Source organism: Micromonospora sediminimaris (assembly GCF_016863575.1).
GTDB lineage: Bacteria > Actinomycetota > Actinomycetes > Mycobacteriales > Micromonosporaceae > Micromonospora > Micromonospora sediminimaris.
The window spans coordinates 1-22,488 of record NZ_BOPD01000017.1; the positions used below are offsets into that span (position 1 = coordinate 1).

Annotated in this window: 23 protein-coding genes and 1 pseudogene; 6 read left to right on the forward strand and 18 right to left on the reverse strand. The window is 72.1% G+C overall.

The window, feature by feature from the left end:
• On the reverse strand, positions 1-511 hold a 511-nt coding region (locus tag Vse01_RS14670; RefSeq protein WP_204019247.1), incomplete at its 3' end, for a DNA glycosylase AlkZ-like family protein.
• A gap of 78 nt (positions 512-589) precedes the next feature.
• Here Vse01_RS14670 and Vse01_RS14675 point away from each other — a divergent pair.
• Positions 590-1,144, forward strand: a complete 555-nt coding sequence (locus Vse01_RS14675; RefSeq protein WP_093401626.1) for a GNAT family N-acetyltransferase — start codon at positions 590-592, stop codon at positions 1,142-1,144.
• Here Vse01_RS14675 and Vse01_RS14680 read toward each other — a convergent pair.
• On the reverse strand, positions 1,040-2,344 hold the full coding sequence (locus Vse01_RS14680) for a glycosyltransferase family 87 protein (RefSeq protein ID WP_093401627.1): 1,305 nt from the start codon (positions 2,342-2,344) through the stop codon (positions 1,040-1,042). The genes Vse01_RS14675 and Vse01_RS14680 overlap by 105 nt on opposite strands.
• Positions 2,345-2,379: 35 nt before the next feature.
• On the opposite strand from Vse01_RS14680, the gene Vse01_RS14685 reads away from it, so the two are divergent.
• On the forward strand, positions 2,380-2,961 hold the full coding sequence (locus tag Vse01_RS14685; RefSeq protein ID WP_093401628.1) for a GNAT family N-acetyltransferase: 582 nt from the start codon (positions 2,380-2,382) through the stop codon (positions 2,959-2,961).
• A gap of 29 nt (positions 2,962-2,990) precedes the next feature.
• Here Vse01_RS14685 and dapB read toward each other — a convergent pair whose 3' ends face one another.
• The 6 genes from dapB to truB all read right to left on the reverse strand — a co-directional run bounded on the left by dapB (position 2,991) and on the right by truB (position 10,261).
• On the reverse strand, positions 2,991-3,764 hold the full coding sequence (dapB, locus tag Vse01_RS14690) for a 4-hydroxy-tetrahydrodipicolinate reductase (RefSeq protein ID WP_093401629.1): 774 nt from the start codon (positions 3,762-3,764) through the stop codon (positions 2,991-2,993).
• A 73-nt stretch (positions 3,765-3,837) separates the two neighbouring features.
• Positions 3,838-5,136, reverse strand: coding sequence for a M16 family metallopeptidase (locus tag Vse01_RS14695; RefSeq protein ID WP_232511025.1), 1,299 nt, complete (start codon positions 5,134-5,136; stop codon positions 3,838-3,840).
• 200 nt (positions 5,137-5,336) lie between these two features.
• Positions 5,337-7,703 (reverse strand): polyribonucleotide nucleotidyltransferase, encoded by a 2,367-nt coding sequence (locus Vse01_RS14700; protein ID WP_093401630.1) that lies wholly within the window; start codon positions 7,701-7,703, stop codon positions 5,337-5,339.
• 221 nt (positions 7,704-7,924) lie between these two features.
• The gene (gene rpsO / locus Vse01_RS14705; protein ID WP_013732184.1) at positions 7,925-8,194 is read right to left on the reverse strand and encodes a 30S ribosomal protein S15; all 270 of its coding nucleotides are present in this window, start codon (positions 8,192-8,194) and stop codon (positions 7,925-7,927) included.
• A 193-nt stretch (positions 8,195-8,387) separates the two neighbouring features.
• Complete coding sequence (locus tag Vse01_RS14710; RefSeq protein WP_093401631.1) at positions 8,388-9,317, reverse strand: bifunctional riboflavin kinase/FAD synthetase; 930 nt, start codon at positions 9,315-9,317, stop codon at positions 8,388-8,390.
• 59 nt (positions 9,318-9,376) lie between these two features.
• Positions 9,377-10,261, reverse strand: a complete 885-nt coding sequence (gene truB, locus Vse01_RS14715; RefSeq protein ID WP_093401632.1) for a tRNA pseudouridine(55) synthase TruB — start codon at positions 10,259-10,261, stop codon at positions 9,377-9,379.
• A 144-nt stretch (positions 10,262-10,405) separates the two neighbouring features.
• Here truB and Vse01_RS14720 point away from each other — a divergent pair, with 144 nt between their 5' ends.
• Entirely contained in the window at positions 10,406-10,738 is a 333-nt protein-coding gene (locus tag Vse01_RS14720) for a hypothetical protein (RefSeq protein WP_093402017.1), read from the forward strand.
• Here Vse01_RS14720 and Vse01_RS14725 read toward each other — a convergent pair.
• From Vse01_RS14725 to rimP, 10 genes and pseudogenes are all read right to left on the reverse strand, one after another.
• Positions 10,727-12,070: an MATE family efflux transporter gene (locus Vse01_RS14725; protein WP_093401633.1), complete on the reverse strand. Its 1,344-nt coding sequence runs from the start codon at positions 12,068-12,070 to the stop codon at positions 10,727-10,729. The two genes, Vse01_RS14720 and Vse01_RS14725, sit on opposite strands and share 12 nt — an antisense overlap.
• A 530-nt stretch (positions 12,071-12,600) precedes the next feature.
• Positions 12,601-12,810, reverse strand: coding sequence for a DUF6186 family protein (locus Vse01_RS14730; RefSeq protein ID WP_170863305.1), 210 nt, complete (start codon positions 12,808-12,810; stop codon positions 12,601-12,603).
• Positions 12,810-13,217 carry a hypothetical protein gene (locus Vse01_RS14735; protein ID WP_093402018.1) on the reverse strand — a complete coding sequence of 136 codons (408 nt, stop codon included), beginning with the start codon at positions 13,215-13,217 and terminating at the stop codon, positions 12,810-12,812. The genes Vse01_RS14730 and Vse01_RS14735 overlap by 1 nt, the downstream gene beginning before the upstream one ends.
• 63 nt (positions 13,218-13,280) lie before the next feature.
• Positions 13,281-14,276: a DHH family phosphoesterase gene (locus Vse01_RS14740; RefSeq protein WP_232511050.1), complete on the reverse strand. Its 996-nt coding sequence runs from the start codon at positions 14,274-14,276 to the stop codon at positions 13,281-13,283.
• A 200-nt stretch (positions 14,277-14,476) separates the two neighbouring features.
• Positions 14,477-14,974, reverse strand: coding sequence for a 30S ribosome-binding factor RbfA (gene rbfA, locus Vse01_RS14745; protein ID WP_093402020.1), 498 nt, complete (start codon positions 14,972-14,974; stop codon positions 14,477-14,479).
• 133 nt (positions 14,975-15,107) lie between these two features.
• On the reverse strand, positions 15,108-15,401 hold the full coding sequence (locus Vse01_RS14750; RefSeq protein ID WP_093401635.1) for a DUF503 domain-containing protein: 294 nt from the start codon (positions 15,399-15,401) through the stop codon (positions 15,108-15,110).
• Positions 15,402-15,492: 91 nt separating this feature from the next.
• A complete protein-coding gene (gene infB, locus Vse01_RS14755) occupies positions 15,493-18,465 on the reverse strand; it encodes a translation initiation factor IF-2 (RefSeq protein WP_093401636.1) in 2,973 nt (990 codons plus the stop codon).
• 93 nt (positions 18,466-18,558) lie between these two features.
• Positions 18,559-18,889: pseudogene (locus tag Vse01_RS14760) on the reverse strand (YlxR family protein).
• A gap of 16 nt (positions 18,890-18,905) precedes the next feature.
• Positions 18,906-19,949, reverse strand: a complete 1,044-nt coding sequence (gene nusA, locus Vse01_RS14765) for a transcription termination factor NusA (protein WP_093401637.1) — start codon at positions 19,947-19,949, stop codon at positions 18,906-18,908.
• Complete coding sequence (gene rimP, locus Vse01_RS14770) at positions 19,946-20,587, reverse strand: ribosome maturation factor RimP (RefSeq protein WP_093401638.1); 642 nt, start codon at positions 20,585-20,587, stop codon at positions 19,946-19,948. Before rimP ends, nusA begins: the two co-directional genes overlap by 4 nt.
• Before the next feature lie 168 nt (positions 20,588-20,755).
• On the opposite strand from rimP, the gene Vse01_RS14775 reads away from it, so the two are divergent.
• From Vse01_RS14775 to Vse01_RS14785, 3 genes are all read left to right on the forward strand, one after another.
• A complete protein-coding gene (locus tag Vse01_RS14775; RefSeq protein ID WP_170863281.1) occupies positions 20,756-21,259 on the forward strand; it encodes a hypothetical protein in 504 nt (167 codons plus the stop codon).
• A gap of 76 nt (positions 21,260-21,335) precedes the next feature.
• Entirely contained in the window at positions 21,336-21,782 is a 447-nt protein-coding gene (locus tag Vse01_RS14780; RefSeq protein ID WP_093401639.1) for a ferritin-like domain-containing protein, read from the forward strand.
• A gap of 87 nt (positions 21,783-21,869) precedes the next feature.
• Positions 21,870-22,451, forward strand: a complete 582-nt coding sequence (locus tag Vse01_RS14785; RefSeq protein ID WP_093401640.1) for a PadR family transcriptional regulator — start codon at positions 21,870-21,872, stop codon at positions 22,449-22,451.
• The last annotated feature ends 37 nt before the right edge of the window (positions 22,452-22,488 follow it).

A 22,488-nucleotide genomic window follows, 5' to 3' on the forward strand; every position in this document is an offset into this window, starting at 1 on the left:
CCAGGGCCTGTTTCACCGCCGACCAGTTCCACCCCCAGTTCCCGGTCTGTCGGGGTACGTCGTGCTCGATCTCGGCGACGGTCAGCGGGCCCCGGGCGGCCACCTCGTCGCGTACCCAGGCGACCAGGGCGGGCTGCTCGGCGGCGATGCGGCGCATCCCGCCCCAGGCGTCGGTGTGTGCCCGGGCCATCCGCCAGCGCAGCGCCGGATGCAGGGCGACCGGCACCAGCGACGCCTCGTGGCCCCAGTATTCAAACAGCTCCCGGGGACGGCGGTAGGCGGCGGAGTCGAGCAGCGTGGTGGGGTAAGGCCCGAGCCGGCTGTAGAGCGGCAGGTAGTGCGCCCGTTGCAGCACGTTCACCGAATCCATCTGGATCAACCCGACCCGGTCGAGCACCCGACGCAGGTGACGGCGGGTGGGCACCCCGGAGGGCGCCAGATCGGCGAAGCCCTGCGCGGCCAACGCGACACGGCGGGCCTGGGCGAGCGAGAGCGATTCCGGTGCGGCCATCGCAGGCAGGCTACGACAGGCGTACGACATCGGTGCGGACACTGGACCTGCCCGCCCCGGCGGCCTAGAACTACTTCCATGCCCAGCATCCGCCGTGAGCAGCCCGACGACGCCGAGGCGGTGGCCCGGGTGCATGTCCGCGGCTGGCAGGCCGGCTACGCCGGCATCATGCCCGACGAGGTGCTGAACCGACTCAACCCGGTCGCCTGGGCGCAGCGCCGGCGGGCCCTCGGCACCGCCGACCCGGATCACCCGTTCACCACGTTGCTCGCCGAGGAGCACGGCACCCTCGTCGGGTTCGCCACCTTCGGGCCGTACCGCAACAACCAGGATCGCGGTGACCTCGACCCAGCGTACGGCGAGGTGGTCAGCCTCTACGTCACGCCCGAGAACTGGGGTGACGGCACCGCTCGGGCCCTGTTCGCGGCGGCCCGGACGGGCCTGCGCGAGTCCGGCTGGACGGAGTACCGGCTCTGGGTGCTGGCGGACAACGACCGGGCCCGCCGGTTCTACGAGCGGGCCGGGTTGTCACCGGACGGTGAGCGCTCGACCTATCCGGTGCCGTTGTCCGGCGGGCGGCCGGCGATCGGGCTGGTCGAGTTGCGGTACACCGGCCGGCTCGACGGCAGCTGAATCCGACGGCGACGCTGGATCCGACGGCGACCGGGGGGCGGCCCGACGCACCGGCAGGAAGGCCAGCAACGCCAGGCTGATCCAGACGTAGGTGTTGCCGAACAGGAAACCGTCGAGGCCGGTGAAGTCCTTCTCCCACGCCCAGACGATCCGGCTGGTCAGGAACGCGTACCCGATGGTGGCGCAGGCCAGCAGGACCCGGCGTCGGCGACCGCCCGGTGGCGCCGCCATGCCGCGGTCCACCAGCAACAGCAGGCCCGGCAGCAGCCAGACCAGGTGATGCACCCAGGTGACCGGGCTGACCAGGCACATCACCGCGCCGGTCAGGGCCAGCCCGGTGGCCTCGTCGCCCACGGACGCCGCGACCCGGGACCGCCACGCCCAGAGCACCAGCGTCACGGCGACCAGCAGCAGCCAGGCCAGCGTGCTGGGGCTCTCCGGGTCCAGCCGGGCCACCACGCCCCGCAGCGACTGGTTGGAGACGAAGGCCAACTCGCCTACGCGCCCGGTGTTCCACAGGGCGCTGGTCCAGAACTCCCGGGAGGCGTCCGGGAACAGCGCCGCGGCCAGGACGGTCGCGGCGGTCGCGGTGCCCGAGGCGGTCACCGCCGCGCGCCAGCGCCCGGTCACCAGCAGGTAGACGATGAAGATGCCCGGCGTGAGCTTGATCGCGGTGGCCAGGCCGATGCCGATCCCGGCCCATCTGCTGCCACCCGGCAGCAGCCGGAGCAGATCCACCGCCACCAGGAAGAGCAGCAACGTGTTGACCTGGCCGAAGTTGATCGTCTCGCGCATCGGTTCGAAGGCGGCGACCAGGCACAGCGCCACCGCGAAGGCGAACCAGCGGGTCCAGCCGGCACGCCGGGACACCGGGTCCAGCAGCCACCAGATCAGCACCGCGCTGGTCACCACGCCGGCCGCCACGCTCACCACGATCGCCGCATGCCAGGACAGGTACGCCATCGGCAACATCACCAGGGCGGCGAACGGTGGGTACGTGAAGCCGTACTGGGTGCCGGGCTTGAGGTAGTCGTAGATCTCCCCGCCCTCGTGCACCCACCAGACCAGGGCGCCCCGGTACACCTGCAGGTCGAAGAAGCCGTGCCGGACGGCCGCCACGGACAGGAACCCGGCCACCGCGACGGCGAGCACGATCACCGCGGCGACCTGTCCGACCGTCCGCCTGGCACCCTGCGTCACCGTCGCCTCCCTCACCCTGCGTAGGCTGTCGTGCCATGAGTCTCGGGTACGTCCGCCCGGCGCGTCCGGAGGACGCCGCCGAGATCGCCCGCATCCAGCTCGCCACCTGGCGGGTCGCCTACCGGCGACTGCTGCCCCGGGAGGTGCTGGACGGCCTCGATGAGGCGTCGCTGGCCGAACGCTGGGATGCCTCGGTGCGCCAGCCGCCGAGCGACACCCACCGGGTGCTGGTCGCCGTCGAACAGGCCGAGCAATCGTATCTGGTGGGCTTCGCCGCCTCCGGTCCGGCCGACGCCGAGGCGCTGGCCCCGAACGAACCGGCCGAGGCGCTCGGTGCCGACGTGGTGGCGGTGACCGACCTGCTGGTCGAGCCCCGGTGGGGCCGACGCGGGCACGGCTCCCGGCTGCTCGCCGCCAGCGTCGACCTGTGGCGGGAGTCCGGCTTCGACCGGGCGGTGGCGTGGGTGTTCGAGGGAGACCAGGCGTCCCGCAAGTTCCTCACCACAGCCGGCTGGGAACCCGACGGCGCGGGACGCGCGCTGGACGTCGACGACATGCTGGTCCCCCAGCTGCGCCTGCACGTCGCCGTCCCCACCGAGCCGCCCCGGGCCGGCTGACCGACCCGCCGGCCCGCCCCGGCCGCGCCTCAGTCGAGCAGGGCGTCCAGGCCGAGGGTCAGGCCCGGGCGGTTCCGCACCGCGCGTACCGCGAGCAGCACGCCCGGCATGAACGAGACCCGGTCGTAGGAGTCGTGCCGAATGGTGAGCGTCTCACCCGTGGTGCCGAAGAGCACCTCCTGGTGGGCGACCAGTCCGGTGGCCCGCACGGCGTGTACGCGTACCCCGTCGACGTCGGCGCCCCGGGCACCGGCGATCTCGTCCGTGGTGGCGTCCGGCACCGGACCGAGGCCGGCCTCGGCGCGGGCCGCCGCGACCAGGCGCGCGGTGTGCATGGCGGTGCCGCTCGGCGCGTCGAGCTTGCGCGGATGGTGCTGCTCGACGATCTCGACCGACTCGAAGTAGCGGGCGGCCCGCGCGGCGAACTGCATCATCAGCACCGCGCCGAGACCGAAGTTGGGGGCGATCACCACACCCACGTCGGGCCGGTCGGCCAGCCAGCCGCGTACCTTCTCGATCCGCTGCTCGGTGAAGCCGCTGGTGCCGACCACCGCGTGGATGCCCTGGTCGATGCACCAGTGCAGGTTGTCCATCACGACGTCGGGAGTGGTGAAGTCGACGAGCACCTCCGCCCCCGCCTCGGCGGCGTTGACCAGCCAGTCGTCCTGGTCGACGGTCGCCACCAGTTTCATGTCGGCGGCCGCCTCGACGGCCCGGCACACCTCGGCACCCATCCGGCCGCCGGCACCCAGCACGCCGACCTTGATCGACTCGGGGCCAGCCTTCTCCTGCTCGTCAGTCACGCGGCACAACCTATCCCAATCGGGACGTGGACACCCCGGGGGTGCACCGCGCCCATCCGGTCGGCCGAAAGGGTCAGGCGCTGAAGTCCCGGCCGGCGAACGGGCCGACGACGGCGAGGGACATCGGCCGGTCCAGCAGCTCGGCGGCGAGGGCGTTGACATCGTCGAGGGTGACCGCGTCGACCCGGTCGAGCAGTTCGTTCACCGGCACCAGGTCCCCGTAGAGCAGTTCGCCCTTGGCCAGGCGGCTCATCCGGGAGCCGGTGTCCTCCAGTCCGAGCACGAACGAGCCCTTGCTCATCCCCTTGCCCCTGGCCAGTTCCGCCTCGGTGATGCCGTGCGCGGCGGTACGCGCCAACTCGGCCCGGGTCAGCTCCAGCACCTCGTCGACCCGCCCCGGGGCGCAGCCGGCGTAGACGCCGAACAGGCCGCTGTCGGCGTACTGGCTGGCATAGGAGTAGACGGAGTAGGCGAGGCCACGCCGCTCCCGGATCTCCTGGAAGAGCCGGCTGGACATGCCCCCGCCGAGCACGTTGTTCAGCACGCCGAGAGCGAAGCGGCGCTCGTCGAGCCGATCGATGCCCGGGCAGCCCAGCATGATGTGCGCCTGCTCGGTCTCCTTCTCCTCCACCACGGTGGCGGCGGCCCGGGTGCGTACGCCCGGAGTGGCCGGCCGCTGCGGCGCGGGCGCCGCCGGATCGGTGTCCAGCGGAGTGCCTCGCAGCGCCTGGCGGACCAGCCGCACCACGGCGGTGTGGTCGAGGTTGCCGGCGGCGGCGATGACGATCTGGGGCGCGACGTAGCGTCGCCGGTAGAAGCTCTGGATCTGCCGACGGGTCATCGGGGTGACGGTCTCCGCGGTGCCGGAGATCAGCCGGCCCAACGGATGGTCACCGTAGACAGCCTGGGCGAACAGGTCGTGCACCTCGTCGCCGGGTTCGTCGTCGTGCATGGCGATCTCTTCGAGGATCACGCCACGCTCGGTCTCCACGTCGGCCGGCTCCAGCACCGAGTCGGCGACCAGGTCGCACATCACGTCGATGGCCAGGGGCAGGTCCTCGTCCAGCACCCGGGCGTAGTAGCAGGTGTACTCCTTCGTGGTGAAGGCGTTGGTCTCGCCGCCCACCGCCTCGATCGCCGAGGAGATCTCCATCGCGTTCCGCTTGTGGGTGCCCTTGAACAGCAGGTGTTCCAGGAAGTGGGCGGCACCGGCCTGCGGGCCGGTCTCGTCCCGGGAGCCGACCGCCACCCAGACACCAAACGAGACGCTGCGCATTGCCGGAATCGCCTCGGTCAGCACGCGCAGCCCGTTCGGCAGCACCGTGCGGCGTACCGTGCCGCCCAGCGGATCGTCGCTCAGGGTCCGGGTCACCGCCCGGGTCGACCCACCGGCGGCCCGAGCGGTCGCGGTGGTCGAACGACCGGCGCGCGGCGTCGGCCCCGGTCGGGCCCCGAGGAAAGACGAATGCCGGGTCCGGGTCACGGCCACCTGCTTCCAGTACGACGAGAGGGCGGATGAGTTGACGAACCGGCCGGGCGACGGTGTCGCCCGGCCGGTCAGCGGTTCACGTGTCAGCTGTGCCGGGTACGGCGTCGGGGACGGTTGTCGCCGCCACCCTCGCCACCTTCGCCACGCTCCGGGCCGCGAGCGCCCCGGTCGCCACCGCGCTCGCGGTCGCCCCGGTCACGCGGACCCCGGTCGCCACCCCGGTCACGGCCGGCGGGCCGCTCCTCGCCGGCTGCGGCGGCCGGTGCCTCGGCGCCCTCCGGACGGACCTTGTCCAGGTAGATCTTGCCGCGCTGGTCGATGTCGGCGATCTCGACCTCGACCCGGTCACCGACGTTGAGGAAGTCCTCGACCTTCTCCACCCGCTTGCCGTCGCCCACCTTGGAGATGTGCAGCAGGCCGTCGCGGCCCGGCAGCAGCGAGACGAACGCGCCGAACGGAGCGGTCTTCACCACCGTGCCGAGGAAGCGGTCGCCGACCTTGGGCAGGGTCGGGTTGGCGATCGCGTTGATCCGCTCGACCGCGGCCTGTGCCGACGGACCGTTGGTCGCGCCGACGTAGATGGTGCCGTCGTCCTCGATGGAGATCTCGGCACCGGTCTCGTCCTGGATGGCGTTGATGGTCTGACCCTTCGGGCCGATCACCATGCCGATCTTGTCGACCGGAATCTTGACCGTGGTGACCCGCGGCGCGTAGTCGGACATCTCGGCCGGCGCCTCGATCGCCCGCTGCATCACGTCGAGGATGGTCTGCCGCGCCTCGTGCGCCTGCTGGAGCGCGGCGGCCAGCACGTCGGACGGGATGCCGTCGAGCTTGGTGTCGAGCTGCAACGCGGTGACGAAGTCGCGGGTGCCGGCGACCTTGAAGTCCATGTCACCGAAGGCGTCCTCGGCACCGAGGATGTCGGTGAGCGTGACGTACTGGGTCTTGCCGTCGACCTCGTCGGAGATGAGGCCCATGGCGATGCCGGCGACCGGCGCCTTCAGCGGCACACCGGCGCTGAGCAGGCCCAGCGTCGAGGCGCAGACCGAGCCCATCGAGGTGGAGCCGTTGGAGCCGAGCGCCTCGGAGACCTGCCGGATGGCGTACGGGAACTCCTCCCGCGAGGGCAGCACCGGGATCAGCGCCCGCTCCGCGAGGGCACCGTGCCCGATCTCGCGGCGCTTCGGCGAGCCGACCCGTCCGGTCTCACCGGTGGAGTACGGCGGGAAGTTGTAGTTGTGCATGTAGCGCTTGGACTTCTCCGGGGAGAGGGTGTCCAGCGCCTGCTCCATGCGCAGCATGTTGAGCGTGGTGACGCCGAGGATCTGGGTCTCGCCGCGCTCGAACAGCGCCGAGCCGTGCACCCGAGGCAGCACGCCCACCTCGGCGCTCAGCGGACGGATGTCACGCGGACCCCGACCGTCGATGCGGACCTGCTCGCGCAGCACCCGGCTGCGCACCTCGGACTTGGTCAGCGAACGGAAGGCGGCGGAGAGTTCCTTCTCCCGGCCCTCGAAGCGCGAGCCGAGTTCCTCGTGGACCCGCAGCTTGATCGCGTCCAGGGCCCCCTCGCGGTCGGCCTTGCCGGCGATCTGCAGGGCCTCGGCGACGTCGGCGCGGGCCAGTTCGGCGACCGCGTCGTACGCGTCGTCCTGGTAGTCCAGGAAGACCGGGAACTCGGCGACCGGCTTGGCGGCGACCTCGGCCAGCTCGCTCTGTGCCCGGCACAGCTCGCGGATGGCGGGCTTGGCGGCCTCCAGGCCGCTGGCCACGACCTCCTCGGTCGGTGCGGGCGCCCCGCCGGCGACCAGCTTCACGGTGTGCTCGGTGGCCTCCGCCTCGACCATCATGATCGCGACGTCGCCGTCGGGCAGCGCCCGGCCGGCCACCACCATGTCGAAGGTGGCCCGGGCCAGCTCCTCGTGGGTCGGGAAGGCGACCCACTGGCCGTCCACGTGGGCCATCCGGGTGGCCCCGATCGGGCCGGAGAACGGCAGGCCGGACAGCTTGGTCGACATCGACGCGGCGTTGATCGCGACCACGTCGTACGGGTGCTGCGGGTCGAGCGCGAGGATGGTCTCGACGACCTGGACCTCGTTGCGCAGGCCCTTGACGAACGACGGGCGCAGCGGCCGGTCGATCAGCCGGCAGGTGAGGATGGCGTCCTCGCTGGGCCGACCCTCGCGGCGGAAGAACGAGCCGGGGATGCGGCCCGCGGCGTACATCCGCTCCTCGACGTCGACGGTCAGCGGGAAGAAGTCGAACTGCTCCTTCGGCTGCTTGCCGGCGGTGGTGGCGGAGAGGACGACAGTCTCGCCGAGCTGGGCGGTGACGGAGCCGGCGGCCTGTCGGGCCAGCCGGCCGGTCGAGAAGGTGATCTCACGGGTGCCGAACGACCCGTTGTCGATCACGGCGGTGCGGGTTTCGGTGCCGAGTTTGGTCTCGGTCATGCTGCTTCAATGCTCCTTCGCATCGGGGGCCACGACGCGGGAGCTGTACGGACGGCCGGTCTTCGATCGAAGCGCCCGGGACCGCCGGCGGGATGCCAGGGTGCCCGGAGGCCACTACCGGAGACCGGTACGCCGACACTCCCTTGTCTGGGTGGTCGTGGCCCGTTTCTCGGTTGGGACGCCGACGGGGGAGTGACCTGGTGGGCCACTCCCCCGTCACGTCACCGGCGCAGGCCGAGCCGCTCGATGAGCGACCGGTAGCGGTTGATGTCCTTCTTCTGAACGTAGTTGAGCAACCGGCGGCGACGGCCGACCAGCAGCAGCAGCCCACGGCGGCTGTGGTGGTCGTGCTTGTGCACCTTCAGGTGCTCGGTGAGATCGGCGATCCGCTTGGTGAGGACCGCGACCTGCACCTCGGGCGACCCGGTGTCACCCTCGGCGGTCGCGTACTCCTCGCGGATCTTGGCCTTTGCCTGCTGGTCGAGCGCCATGTTCTCCCTGTTCTGGTGGGTTGTCTCGATGCGGTCCGTCGGGCCGGGCTACGGCACCGGTGACGGACGGTCCTCGCACCCGCGGCGTCGAGCAGGCAGGCGAGGCCCCACGTCGGTCAGCCGACGTCTCAGCCAGCCTACCAGCACCCACCGGACCGGGCCGGTCAAGGGCCACGGGCGGGTCGGTGACGGGTCAGCCCAGCGCCCGGCGGGTCCGCTCGACGTCCTGGGCGATCTGGGCGATCAGCGGCTCGATCGAATCGAAGCGGGTCTGCCCGCGCAGGTGCGCCACGAAGTCCAGCGCCAGCCGCTCGCCGTAGAGGTCGCCGTCGAAGTCGAGCACGTACGCCTCGACCCGGCGCTCCCGGCCGGAGAAGGTCGGGTTCGTACCGATCGACACGGCGGCGGCGAGCGGCTGCCGTCGCCCCCGACGGATCATCCGGGCGGCGTAGACGCCGTCGGCCGGGACCGCCGCGTGCCGGTGGCAGAGCAGGTTCGCGGTCGGGTAGCCGAGTTCCCGCCCACGCTGGTCACCGCGGACCACCACACCCTCCAGCCGGTGCGGGCGGCCCAGCGCGTCGGCCGCCGCGGTCACGTCGCCCGCGTCGACGCAGGATCTGATGTACGTCGAGGAGAAGACCGTGCCGGCCGCGGCGACCAGCGGCGCTCCCTCGACGGCGAAGCCGAAGGTGCGACCGAGCCGCTCCAGCAGCGCCACGTCACCGGCGGCCCGGTGGCCGAACCGGAAGTTCTCGCCCACCACCACGAGCGCGGCGTGCAGGTGCTCGACAAGCACGTCGTGCACGAACGCCTCGGCCGACAACCGGGAGAGCTCGGGCGTGAACGGGATCACACAGAGCACGTCCGCCCCGAGGGCCTCGATCAGCTCCGCCTTGCGGGACGGCTCGGTCAACACGGCCGGATGCGAACCCGGCCGCACGACCTCGGACGGGTGCGGGTCGAAGGTGACCACCACCGACTGCACGCCGAGTTCACCGGCGCGGGCCACGGCATGCCCGATGGTCGCCTGGTGCCCCTTGTGCACACCGTCGAAGACGCCGATGGTGACGACCGACCGCCCCCAGCCACCGGGCACCGCGTCGTACCCCCGCCACCGCTGCATGCTGCTCCTCCGCTGTCGTTGGCCCCGACCGTCGGCGGTCGGCCGTCGGGCACCCGGCGTCAGGCCGGGGCGAGCACGATCTCCGCGCGGGCCCGGCCGGCCCGCTCGCTGACGATAGCGATCAGCCCACCGGCCGGATCGAAGACCGCGTACGGCCCGGTGTGGCCGACCGGGTCGAGCGGACCGCCGTGGGAGAGCACCTTCGCCTCCTCGGCGGTGGCGTCCCGGCGGGGGAAGAACCGGTCGGCGGCGGGCGCGAGCGGCAGCCCCACCACGTCCGGCGCGCGACGCTCCAGCTCGTCGAGGGTGACGGCCTCCGCCAGGGTGAACCCACCCACGGCGGTACGACGCAGCGCGGTCAGGTGACCGCCGACCCCGAGCGCCAGGCCCGCGTCGCGGGCGATCGCCCGGATGTACGTCCCGGTCGAGCAGACCACCTCGACATCGACGTCGACCACGTCGGGCCGATCATGTCGGATCGCCAGCACGTCGAGCCGGGAGACGGTGACCCGCCGGGCCGGCAGGTCGACGCTCTCGCCCTCACGGACCCGCTTGTACGCCCGCTGCCCGTTGATCTTGATGGCGCTCACCGCGCTCGGCACCTGGTCGATCTCCCCGGTCATCCCGGCCAGCACGCTCCGGACCGCCTCGTCGGTGAGCATTCCGGCGGGCGTGGTGGCGATCACGTCACCCTCCGCGTCGTCGGTGACCGTGGCCTGGCCCAGCCGGATGGTCGCCGCGTAGCTCTTGTCCGCACCGATCACGTAGGTCAGCAGCCTGGTGGCCCGGCCCACCCCGATCACCAGCACCCCGGTGGCCATCGGATCGAGCGTGCCACCGTGACCGACGCGCCGGGTCCGAGCGAGCCTGCGGATCCGGGCGACCACGTCGTGCGAGGTCATGCCGCCGGACTTGTCCACCACGATCAGGCCGTCTGTGCTCACGACGTGCAAGCCTGCCAGATCGGCGCGCCGGCCCGAGCACCGGACAGCCGCCGGAAAACCGGATGTTCGGGCTTGGACTCCCCTGACACGATGGGCCCATCGGCGACGGTGAGTGCCGCGCTGGCAGGCCACGGGGAGAACGAGATGACCACGGACCGCGGTCCCGATCGAACGCGCCGGCCCGACGAAGGGGTCCGCCTGCGTACGCCCGACCAGCCCAGCGCGCTGCCGGACTGGATGCTGAATCCACCACCGGCGCGGCGCACGTTGGGTGTCCGGTTCGCCGAAGGTCTGGCCGCCCTGCCCGGCGCCGCGGCGGTCCGGCGACGCTGGTGGGCCTGGCAGGGACGGCGGCGCCTGCGCGAGCGCTACCCGAACACCGTGAAGATCGTCGCCATGCTGGCCGCCTTCGTGGCGAGCCTGGCGCTGGTGCTCGTCATCTACGCGCTCTACGGCCAGGTCTTATCAGGCGGGTAGACGCTCCTCGCCGCGTACCGCGCCGGTCACCGCCCAGGCACCGCTGCGCAGCCGCAGCAGCAGCCCGATCAGGCGGATCACGGTGAACAGCATCAGCCCGGCCCAGATGCCACCGAGGCCCAGATCGAGGGCGTACGCCAGCCAGATCGCCGGCAGGAATCCGCCGAGCGCACCGGCCACGGTGAGGTTGCGCAGATAGCGGATGTCACCCGCGCCGATCAGCACGCCGTCGAGGGCGAACACCACCCCGGCCAGCGGCAGCATCGCGGCGAACCAGGGCCAGGCCACCAACGCCTGTTCGTGTACCGCCCGATCCGAGCTGAACCAGGTGGGCACCACGCCGGCGCCGGCCGCCGCGAGCACCGCGAACGCCGTACCGCAGATTGCGCCCAGCCGGCCGATCCGGCGGGCCAGCGCCCGGGCCGTCGCGTCGTCACCACCGCCGAGCGCCGCCCCGACCAGCGCCTGCGCGGCGATGGCCAGCGCATCGAGCACCAGCGCCGCGAAGAACCAGAGCTGTACGGCGATCTGGTGGGCACCGACCGTGGCGGCACCGAACCGGGCGGCCACGGCCGTGGCGGACAGGAAGCTGGCCTGGAAGGCCACCCCGCGAATCAGCAGGTCCCGGCTGAGCACCAGTTGCTGGCCGATGATCCGGGGACGCGGGCGCAGCGCCACCCGCTCGGCCACCAGGGCGGCGGCGAAGAGAGCGCCGGAAAGGGTCTGCGCGATCACGTTCGCCACCGCCGAGCCGATCAGCCCCAGGCCCACCGGGTAGACCAGCACCGGACAGAGCACCGCGGAGAGCACATTGGGGCCGACCACGAAGAGCAGCGGCCGCCGGGTGTCCTGTACACCCCGCAGCCAGCCGTTGCCGGCGGCGGCGAGCAGCAACCCGGGGGTGCCGAACGCGGCGATGCGCAGCCACTCGGCGGCGGCCACGGCCACGTCACCACCGCCGGCCAGCGCGCCGGCCAGGGCACCACCGCCGAACTGCATGCCGACGACGACCGCCAGGCCCACGCCAAGGGCCGACCAGGAGGCCTGGACCCCCTCGGCCACCGCTGCGGCGCGGTCCCCGGCACCGAACCGACGGGCCGCGCGGCCGGTCGTGCCGTACGCGACCACGGTCCCCAGCCAGGCGGTGAGGGTCATCACGGTGCCACCCACGGCCACCGCCGCCAGCGGCACCCGACCCAGGTGGCCGACAACCGCGGTGTCAACGAGCACGTAGAGCGGCTCGGCGGCGAGCACCACGAGGGCGGGCAGGGCGAGCGCGGCGATTCGGCGCGGCGACGCGACCCGGCCGGTGGCAATTGTCGGCTGGCTCATCGCCGCCGATGGTGGCACGTGAGAAGTAAGGGGGGCAAGCCGGCGCACCACTTACCCCTGGCGACCATCACCCGGGGATGGCGCCGGTCCAGCCCAACGACCCGGAAGCACGAGCGGACCGGCGGTGACGCCGTACGCATCGGCGGCGGGGCGTCACCGCCGGTCGAACACCGTCACTGACGGGTGTCCATGGAGGTCTGCAGGGCGCGACGGGCCTGCTCACGGGCCTCGTCAGTGGTCTCGGGCTTGGGCTTGGCGGCCATGGTGAACCCCTTCCAGGGCACGCGTCACCGAGCGCGGCGGCGCGTCACGGGCGGTGCTACGACTGTCGCCCGAAAGCCGGTACCGGGGTCGCCGGAGCGGCGGATGGGCGGCCTGATGGCCCGGGTCGGTCAACCCTGGAGTGGAGCGGCACCGGGTATGGCTCCGCCCCTGACCTGCGCCGAAAGCGACGCCAGCCGTTTCCCAAGTTATCGTTCAGGTCCACATGGTGCGCGCTGTTCCCGCAATCTGGACGGGTCGAGTCCCGGTCAACGAGCCAGGAAGTGCCAGCCGACCCACCACCAGAAGCCGAACAGCCCGATCCGGCCCACCGGTACCGGACCGACCTCGTAACGCATGACGTACGCGCAGAGTTCGCCGAGGGTCGGAATCTTCGAGCCCTCCCGCCGGGCCAGCCACTCGACCAGCCCGAACAGCGCCATCCCGAGCAGGAAACCGCCGATCGCCAAGGCCCGCATCATCGCCGCACCAACCCCCAGAACGCCGACAGCCACACCAACCAGGCCGCCGAACGGACCAGGCGGTCCTCCAGCAGCGGATCGGCCAGGAGGGAGAAGGTGGGGAAGTCGTCACCGGCCGCCGCGATGAAGGTGACCCCCTCGAAGATCCCGAAGACCGCCACCGGCAGCGCCCACCAGACCACGCCGGGTGGCAACCGATCAGGTGCCGGACGGGCCTGCACCCGCTTGGTCAGGCCGAGCCAGATCAGCACCCCGCCGGCACCGAAGACATAGACGTTCGCCTCGGTCGAGAAGGACGAGAAGCGGCCGCCCACCAGGGAGAGAGCGACAAGCACCGGTACGCAGACGACCGGCCGCTCCCAGGTGCGAGGGGCGTCGACGGTGAGATCGTGGGGCTGCTCCATCATCCGATTCTCCCCGCCCTGTCCAGGTGCCGAAGCGCCGACGCCCCGGAGCTGACCCTGAAATCACCCCTGCTGGTCGGTGCCGCTCCTCGGGGCGCACGCCCGCAACTGGCTCCTGATCTGCTCGATGACCTCGTCCACGGTCCCACGGCCGGTGAAACCGGCGGCCAGCCGGTGCCCACCGCCACCCAGCGCAACGGCTACCCGGCTCACGTCCGTCGCACCCTTGCTGCGCAGGGAGACCGCCCAGACGGCCGGCGCGGTCTGCTTGACCACGCAACTCACGTCGGCCTCCGCGGTGCAGCGCACCGGATCGATGAGTGCCTCCAGCACGTACGGCCGCTGCTCATGGCGGGCCAGGTCGTCCAGGGTCGCGTACGTCCAGACCAGGCCCTGCCCGCCGGCCTCACCGGGCTCCAGCCGGGCTCGCCCGAGCACCTCACCGAAGAGCCGTACCGCGCCGAACGGCCGGCTGTCGAACACCCGCCGCGAGATGTCACCCGGACGGATCCCGGTCGCCAACAGCCGGGCCGCCATCTCGTGCACCGCCGGGGTGGTCGCGTCGAACCGGAACGATCCGGTATCGGTGCTCAGCGCCACGTACAGACATTCGGCGATGCCGGCGTCCAGCGGCACGCCGAGGCGGTCCAGTAGCTGCTCGGCGAGCACGGAGGTCGCCGCCGCCGCCGGGTCGACCAGGTTCACATCGCCGAAGCCGCGATTCGAGGCGTGATGGTCGAGCACCAACGCGGTGCCCTTCCCGGTCAACCGGTCGGCCAGCTCACCGAGCCGCGACTCACTCGCCGCGTCGAAGCAGATGACCAGGTCCGGCTCGGGTTCCACCTCGGCCTCGGGCACCAGCAGCTCCAGACCGGGCAGACCGGACAGCGGCTCGGGCACCTCCGGCGGACCGGGGAAGGTGGCCTGCAACCGGCGTACGCCGAGTCGCCGCAGCCCGAGTGCGAAGCCGAGCATGCTGCCCAGCGCGTCGCCGTCCGGGTTGACGTGGCAGATCAGCAGCACCCGACCGTCGGCGGGCAGCTGGCGGATCGCCGCCACCGCGGCGGCCCAGTCGGCCTCGGTCGGCCCGACGGGTGCCGTCGCGGAGGGACTCGGCCCGACCGGGTCGTCCGGGCCGTGCGGACCGGTGGCGGGTGTCGACGGGGCCGGCTGACCGTCGGCAGCCGCACCGACCCGGCCGGGGCCGGGCTGACGCCGCACGGCGGGATCCGGCTCGGTCACGGCTCCACCGTAGGCGGTCACCGACGGTCCCCGCCCCGGGCATCGTCGGCGGTGCCGTCGGGCTCGTCCTCGTCGTCGGCGCCGCCCTCGTCATCGTCCTCGTCGAGGCGGTACGGCTGCGCCTCACCGGCGTACTCGGCCCTCGCCGCCAGGCGCTGCACCTCGGCGTCCGCGTTGCGGGCCGCGGCGAGCAGGTCGTCGATGTGCTTGACCTGATCCTGGACGTCGTCCAGAACGAAGGTCAGCGTCGGCGAGTGACGCAGCCCGAGCGCCTTGCCGACCGTGCTGCGCAGCATGCCCTTGGCGCTGTCCAGCGCGGCGGCGGTGCCCGCCTGGGCCGCCGCGTCGCCGAGCACGGTGTAGAAGACCGTGGCATCCCGCAGGTCGGCGGTGATCCGGGCGTCGGTGATGGTGATCATGCCGAGTCGGGGATCCTTGATCTGACTCCGCACCACCGACGCGACCAGTTCGCGCACCCGCTCCGCGTGCCGGCGTACCTTGGCCGCATCCGTCATCTCCGCCACCTCCACGGCGTCCCGCCACCGGCCGGGGCCGGCGACGCCGGCGTCACCGGAGCCCGCACCGACCCCAACACTCGAACCCTACCCGCGCCGTCCGCCCCGGCGTGCGGGGCGGCGGCCAACCGGGTCAGTCGTCGTCGCCGTACCACCGACGACGCACCGACAGCAGTTCGACCTCCGGACGGCCCGCCATCAGACGCTCGCACGAGTCGAGCACCTCACCGGCATGTGCCGCCTCGGCGGCCACCACCGCCACTCCTATCTCCGCTCGCCCGTGCAGGTCGAGCGCCCCCACCTCGGCGGCCGACACGTCGAACCGGCGGAGCGCCGCGACGATCGGCCGCACGTACGACCTCTTGGCCTTCAGCGACCGGGAGTCCCCCGGCAGCAGCAGGTCGAATACTGCGGTTGCGGTGTACATCGTCTGGGGACACTACCCGCACCCCACCCCGCATGATCAAGGGGTTTACGCCGGCCGGCGTAAACCCCTTGATCAGTGCGTCACCGCAGGATCAGGCGCGAACCTTCTCCCGCATCTCGAAGGTCTCGATCACGTCGCCGACCTGGACGTTGTTGTAACCGCCCAGAGTCAGACCACACTCGAAGCCCTCCCGGACCTCCGTCGCGTCGTCCTTGAACCGCTTGAGCGAGCTGATCGTGAGGTTGTCCGCCACGACCGTGCCGTCACGCAGCAGGCGCGCCTTCGCGTTCCGTCGGATGACACCCGACCGGACGATGCAACCGGAGATGTTGCCGATCTTGGACGAGCGGAACACGTCGCGGATCTCCGCAGTGCCGAGCTCGACCTCCTCGTACTCCGGCTTGAGCAGGCCCTTGAGCGCCGCCTCGATCTCCTCGATGGCCTGGTAGATGACCGTGTAGTACCGGATCTCCACGCCCTCGCGGTCGGCCATCTCGCGGACCTTGTTGGAGGCCCGCACGTTGAAGCCGATGATCGTGACCGGCTCGGACGACGCGCTCGCGAGCATGATGTTGCTCTCGGTGATCGCGCCGACGCCCCGGTCGAGGACCTTGAGCTGAACCTCCTCGGGAATGTCGAGGTTGAACAGCGCGTCCTCCAGGGCCTCCACCGAACCGGAGACGTCACCCTTGAGGATGAGGTTGAGCGACGTCTTCTCGCCCTCCTTGAGCTGCTCCATGAGCGTCTCGAGGGTGGCCCGGCCACGGGAGTTGGCGAACGCCGCCGCCCGGCGACGGGCCTGCCGCTGCTCGGCGATCTGCCGCACCGTGCGGTCGTCCGCCGCAGCGAGGAAGGTGTCGCCCGCCCCCGGCACCGCGGTCAGACCGAGGACCATGACCGGACGCGCCGGACCCGCCTCGGTGACCTGATTGCCGTTCTCGTCGAGCATCGCCCGGACCCGGCCGTGCGCCCCACCGGCGACGATCGAGTCGCCCGCCCGCAGGGTGCCCTTCTGCACCAGCACCGTCGCGACCGCACCACGGCCCTTGTCCAGGTGCGCCTCGATGGCCACACCCTGCGCCGGCCCGTCGGTCGGAGCGGTCAGCTCCAGCGACGCGTCGGCGGTGAGCAGCACCGCTTCGAGCAGTTCCTCGATGCCGGTGCCGGGCTTCGCGGCCACGTTGACGAACATGGTCTCGCCGCCGTACTCCTCGGCGACCAGGCCGTACTCGGTCAGCTGCTGGCGGACCTTGTCCGGGTTCGCCTCCGGCTTGTCGACCTTGTTGACCGCGACCACGATCGGCACCTCGGCCGCCTTGGCGTGGTTCAGCGCCTCGATGGTCTGCGGCATGACACCGTCGTCGGCCGCGACCACCAGGATCACGATGTCCGTCACCTGGGCACCACGGGCACGCATGGCGGTGAACGCCTCGTGACCCGGGGTGTCGATGAAGGTCACCGCGCGGTCCTCGCCCTCGTGCGGCACGTGGACCTGATAGGCACCGATGTGCTGGGTGATGCCTCCGGCCTCACCGGCGACGACGTTCGCCTTACGGATCGCGTCGAGCAGCTTGGTCTTACCGTGGTCGACGTGACCCATGACGGTCACCACCGGCGCCCGGCTGACCAGGCGGTCCTCCGCGACCTCGGCGTCGAGGTCGATGTTGAACTGCGCGAGCAGCTCGCGGTCCTCGTCCTCCGGGCTGACGATCTGCACGTTGAAGCCGAGGTGCTCGCCCAGCAGCAGCAGCGTGTCGTCGGAGCACGACTGGGTCGCGGTGACCATCTCGCCCAGGTTGAACATCTCCTGGACCAACGAACCCGGGTTGGCGTTGATCTTGTCGGCGAAGTCCGACAGCGAGGCGCCGCGGGAGAGCCGAACCGTCTGCCCCTGACCCCGGGGAGCGCCCGAGCTCATGGTCGGGGCCGACAGGTTGTCGAACTCCTGTCTGCGCTGCTTCTTGGACTTGCGACCACGGGTGGGCTTGCCACCCGGACGCCCGAAGGCGCCCGCGGCACCACCGCCACGACCACGGCCGCCGCCACCGGGACGACCGCCGCCACCGGCCGGCGCACCCGGGCGGAATCCACCGCCACCGCCGCCACCGGGACCGCCACGGTAGCCACCGCCACCGCCGCCACCCGGACCGCCACGGTAGCCACCGCCACCGCCGCCACCGGGACCACCGCGGTAGCCACCGCCACCGCCGCCACCCGGACGACCGGCACCGCCGCCGGGACGACCGGCACCCGGGCCACCGGGACGACCCGGACGCTGGCTCGGCATGGAGGCCGGGCTGGGCCGGGGCGGCATCGAGGCCGGGCTGGGCCGCGGCGGCATCGAGGCCGGGCTGGGACGGGAACCACCGGCACCGGCGGCCGGTGGCCGCTGCTGCTGGCTGCCCTGGATACCGAAGGGGTTGTTACCGGCGCCACGCGCCGGCGGGCGACCCTGCCGGCCACCCGGACCCGGGTTGGTGGCACCGGGACGACCCGCAGCCGGAGAACCCGGGCGGGGCGGCATCGTGCCGGGACCGGGTCGAGGACCCGGACGGGCACCACCGTCGGCCGGGGGCTCCCGGCGGACGTTCTCCCGCTGCTGCTGGCGGGCGGCCTGGGCGGCCTTGACCGCGGCCTCCTGCTCAGCCTTCAACGCGGCGGCACGCGCCTCGGCGGCGGCCACCTCAATGTCGTGAGCACTCGCCGGCTTGGCGACCGGGGCCGCCGCTGGCGGCGGACCGGGCACCGGACCCTTCGGCTTCGGCCCGGGCACCGCCGGACGCCGTGGCGGCGTCGGCTTGGCGGTGACCCGAGGCTCGCCGGGGGTCGGCGACGGGGTCGGTGCTGCCGCCGTCGGAGCCGGTGCGGCCGGCGGCGCGGCCGCCGGGGCACCGGGTCCACCCGAGGCGACGAACGCGCTGCGCAGCCGTCGGGCGACAGGCGCCTCTACGGTGCTCGACGCGGACTTGACGAACTCGCCCATCTCCTTGAGCTTGGCGAGTACGGTCTTGCTTTCGACCCCGAGCTCTTTTGCAAGCTCGTGTACGCGGGCCTTACCTGCCACTGCACTCCTCACTCCGAGGTCGTGCGGGCAGCACCCGCAGCGACCTCACTCGTGCACTTGAAGCCTGATCATTTCTGGGACTTCATCGTGTGCTCATGTCGGTCGTCCTACCTTGCTAGCGGCCCTCGTCCGGTCGGGTGACCGGACGTGGTGGTTGACGCGTCAGGTGCTCCGCGAGGGCCCCGTCATCCGGAACCCCGGCGATGCGCAGCGCGCGCCCGAAGGCACGACGCCGCACTGCCTGCGCGAAGCAGGCCGGATCCGGGTGCATGTTCGCTCCCCGACCCGGCAGCCTGCGGGCCGGATCAGGTCGGAGGCTGAAACCAGCCTCGTCGCCAATCGCGACAATCCGCAGCAATTCACTGGACGGTGCGCGCCGTCGACAACCCACACAGGTGCGCTCCGGCAGCGCGCGTCGTGCCACTGGTGAAAGTCTACCCCTAGCTACCCGACACCGCTCCGCCCGGTTCCCGGACGTGATCAGCTTCGGATTGCCCGGCGGGGTTGGCCTGTTCGGCATCGGAGCGAATGTCGATCCGCCAACCGGTCAGTCGGGCAGCAAGCCGGGCATTCTGCCCCTCCCGCCCGATCGCGAGCGACAGCTGGAAATCCGGAACCGTCACCCGCGCGGCCCGGTTGGCCAGGTCGACCACCTCGACGCGGAGCGCCTTGGCCGGGGAGAGCGCGTTACCGACAAAGGTCGCCGGGTCGTCCGACCAGTCGATGATGTCGATCTTCTCTCCGTGGAGTTCGCTCATCACCGCCCGGACCCGCTGACCCATCGGACCGATGCAGGCGCCCTTGGCGTTGACCCCGGCGGCGGTCGAACGGACCGCGATCTTCGTACGATGACCCGCCTCGCGGGCGATCGCGCCGATCTCGACCGTGCCGTCGGCGATCTCCGGCACCTCCAGGGCGAAGAGCTTCTTCACCAGGTTCGGGTGCGTACGGGACAGCGTGATCTGGGGACCACGCATTCCCTTGGCCACGTGGACCACCACGCAACGGATCCGCTCGCCGTGGGTGTACCGCTCGCCGGGCACCTGCTCCGACTGCGGCAGCACACCCTCCAGCTTGCCCAGGTCGACGGTGACGATGCCCTTCTCGGCCCGTGCCTCGTGCGCCTGCACCACCCCGGTGACCAGGTCACCGTCGCGGCCGACGTACTCACCGAAGTGAACCTCGTCGGTGGCCTCCCGCAGCCGCTGGAGGATCACCTGCTTGGCGGTCATTGCGGCGATCCGGCCGAAGTCGTGCGGGGTGTCGTCCCACTCCCGCTCCACGGCGCCCTCGGCGCCCAGCTCCTGGGCGTAGACAAGTGCCGCGCCGGTCTTCCGGTCGATCTCCACCCGGGCGTGCGTCTGAGCACCCTCGGTGTGCCGGTACGCGGTAAGCAGCGCGGTCTCGATCGCCGCGAGGATCGTGTCGAACGGGATCTCCCGCTCGCGCTCCAGTGCGCGCAGCGCCGCGAGGTCGATGTTCACCTCTCCTCGTCCTCCACATCGTCATCGTCGTCGACGTCTTCTGATTCGGCCAATTCGTCGAGGCGGGTGAACTCGACCTGTACCCGGCCCGGGCCGAGATCGGCGTAGGCCCACTCCGCGCGGTCCGCGTCGGTCTCCAGCACCACCCGCTCGGTGTCGGCGTCGACCACCCGCCCGGTGACCTGCCGGTCGCCGCCGGGCTGCCCGGACGGCGTGTTGCCACGCACGGTCACCCGGACCAGCCGCCCCACGTTGCGGCGCCAGTGCCGGGGCAGCGTCAACGGGCGGTCCACGCCCGGCGAGCTGACCTCGAGTTGGTACTCGCCCGCGACGATGTCGCCGCCGCTCTCCTCGGCCGCGTCCAGGGCGGTGGAGACCGCGCGCGACACCTCGGCCACCGCGTCCAGGTTGATCCCGCCGTCGGCATCGACGATCACCCGTACCACGTGCCGGCGACCGGCTCGGGAGACGGTCAGGTCCTCGAGGTCGTAGCCGGCGGCCTGCACCACGGGCGCGATCACCGAACGCAGCCGCTCGCGGCGGGCGGCGAGGTCACCACGGGAGGTCTGGCCCACGCGTGCAGCCTGGCCACCGCGGGGTCGCCCCGTCGTCCTGGTGGCACGGCCACGCTGCGTCATCCGAAGTACCCTTCCGCTGCTCGCCGACGCCATGCCGGCACGCCACCGGTGCGGACGCGCCGGTGGCTGCGCAGAGCGTAACGCGCCGCCGGGACGACGGCCCGGGCGGCGCACCGACGCCACCGCCGGACACCCGTCACGCCGATGGTGTTGACTTGTCCGGTGGCGATGGGCAGAACGACTTGGCAGGACGAATCGTCCGAGCTTTCCCGCCGCGGCCTCCTGCGGGCCGGTGCGCTGCTGGCGCTCGGCGGGGCCGCCGCTCCGCTTACCGGTTGCGGCCTGCTCGACCGCGACGAGCCACCGCCGCAGCCCGATCCGCTCGCGCCGCTGCTGGACGAATCGCGGCGGCTCGCGGCGGGACTGCGCGCCGCCGCCACCGCCCACCCCGATCTGGCCGCCCGGCTGCTCCCGCTTGCCGAGTCACACGAGGCGCACGCCGCAGAACTGGCCGGGCTGACCGGGGTGGCGACCGCCTCCGCCACGCCCACGGCGGGCCCGTCGGCCACGCCGCCGACGGATCGCTCGGCCGCGCTGGCCGAGCTGCGGAAATCCGAGCGCGCCGGCCGGGAGGCGGCGATTCGGGCCTGTGCGGCGGCGCCCGCCGAGCGCGCCGCGCTGCTCGGCTCGATCGCCGCCGCCCGCGCGACCCACCTGGAGGCGCTGCGATGAGCGAGCGTGGCGGGCGAATCATCAGACTCGGTGCCGAGCTGCCTCAGGACAGCACGCAGCGAAGCGGAGTGCCGTCATGAGCGGGCGAATCATCAGCGAATCCGCCGAGGCGCTCGCCAGCGCCCTCACCGCCGAGTACGCCGCCATCTGGGCCTACGGCCCCGTCGGGGTCCGACTCAGCGGCGCCGAACGCAAGGCCGCGGTGGAGGCGGAGGCATCCCACCGGGCTCGCCGGGACGCCCTGGTGGTGCAGTTGAGTACCGGCGGCGGCAGCGTTCCGCCGGATCGGGCCGGGTACGCGTTGCCCTTCCCGGTGATCGACCGGGCCAGCGCGCTGCGCCTCGCCGTGCAGGTGGAGGAACGCACCGCGGCCTTCTGGCGCGCGGCGCTACCGGTCAGTTCCGGTGCCGAGCGGGAGCGCGCCCTGGCCGCCCTGGTGGAGTACGCGGTACGGGCGACCCGCTGGCGGCGCAGCGCGGAGATCACCCCGTTGACCGTGCCGTTCCCGGGCCGCCCCGGCTGAGCCGGGCCCGCCTGACGTACCGGGCGTAGGCCAGCTCACGTCCGCGCCGGTTGCGGGTCGGCATACCAGGTATGCATACTCCGGTCCATGTCCATCCGCCACGGCCTGCTCGCCCTGCTCGAACGCGGGCAGATGTACGGCTATCAGCTCAGGGCCGCCTTCGAGGAGTCGACCGGCGCCACCTGGCCGCTGAACATCGGGCAGGTCTACACCACCTTGTCGCGGTTGGAGCGGGACGGTCTGGTCAGGTCGCTGCCGGAGAGCGAAGCCGGACAACGGCCGTACGAGATCACCGACGCCGGGCGAGCCGACCTGGCCCTGTGGTTCGCCACCCCGATCAGCCGCAGCGACCGCCCGCGCGACGAGTTGGCGATCAAGCTGGCGCTGGCGTTGACCACCCCCGGAGTGGATGTCCGTTCGGTGGTCCAGACGCAACGGACGGCCACCATGCGGACGTTGCAGGAGTTGACCCGGCTCAAGTACTCCAGCGACCGTCCGGAGGATCTGCCGTGGCGGCTGGTGCTGGACGCGATGGTGTTCCAGGCCGAGGCCGAGGTGCGCTGGCTCGACCACTGCGAGAGCAGCCTGGTACGGCACCGCCCCCCGGCCGCCGGCCCAGCGCCCCTCTCCGAGGCGGTGGGCCACAGTGGTGAGGAGGCACGACGGTGACCGCCCCCGGGGGACGAAAGCCAGCCGCCCCCGACCC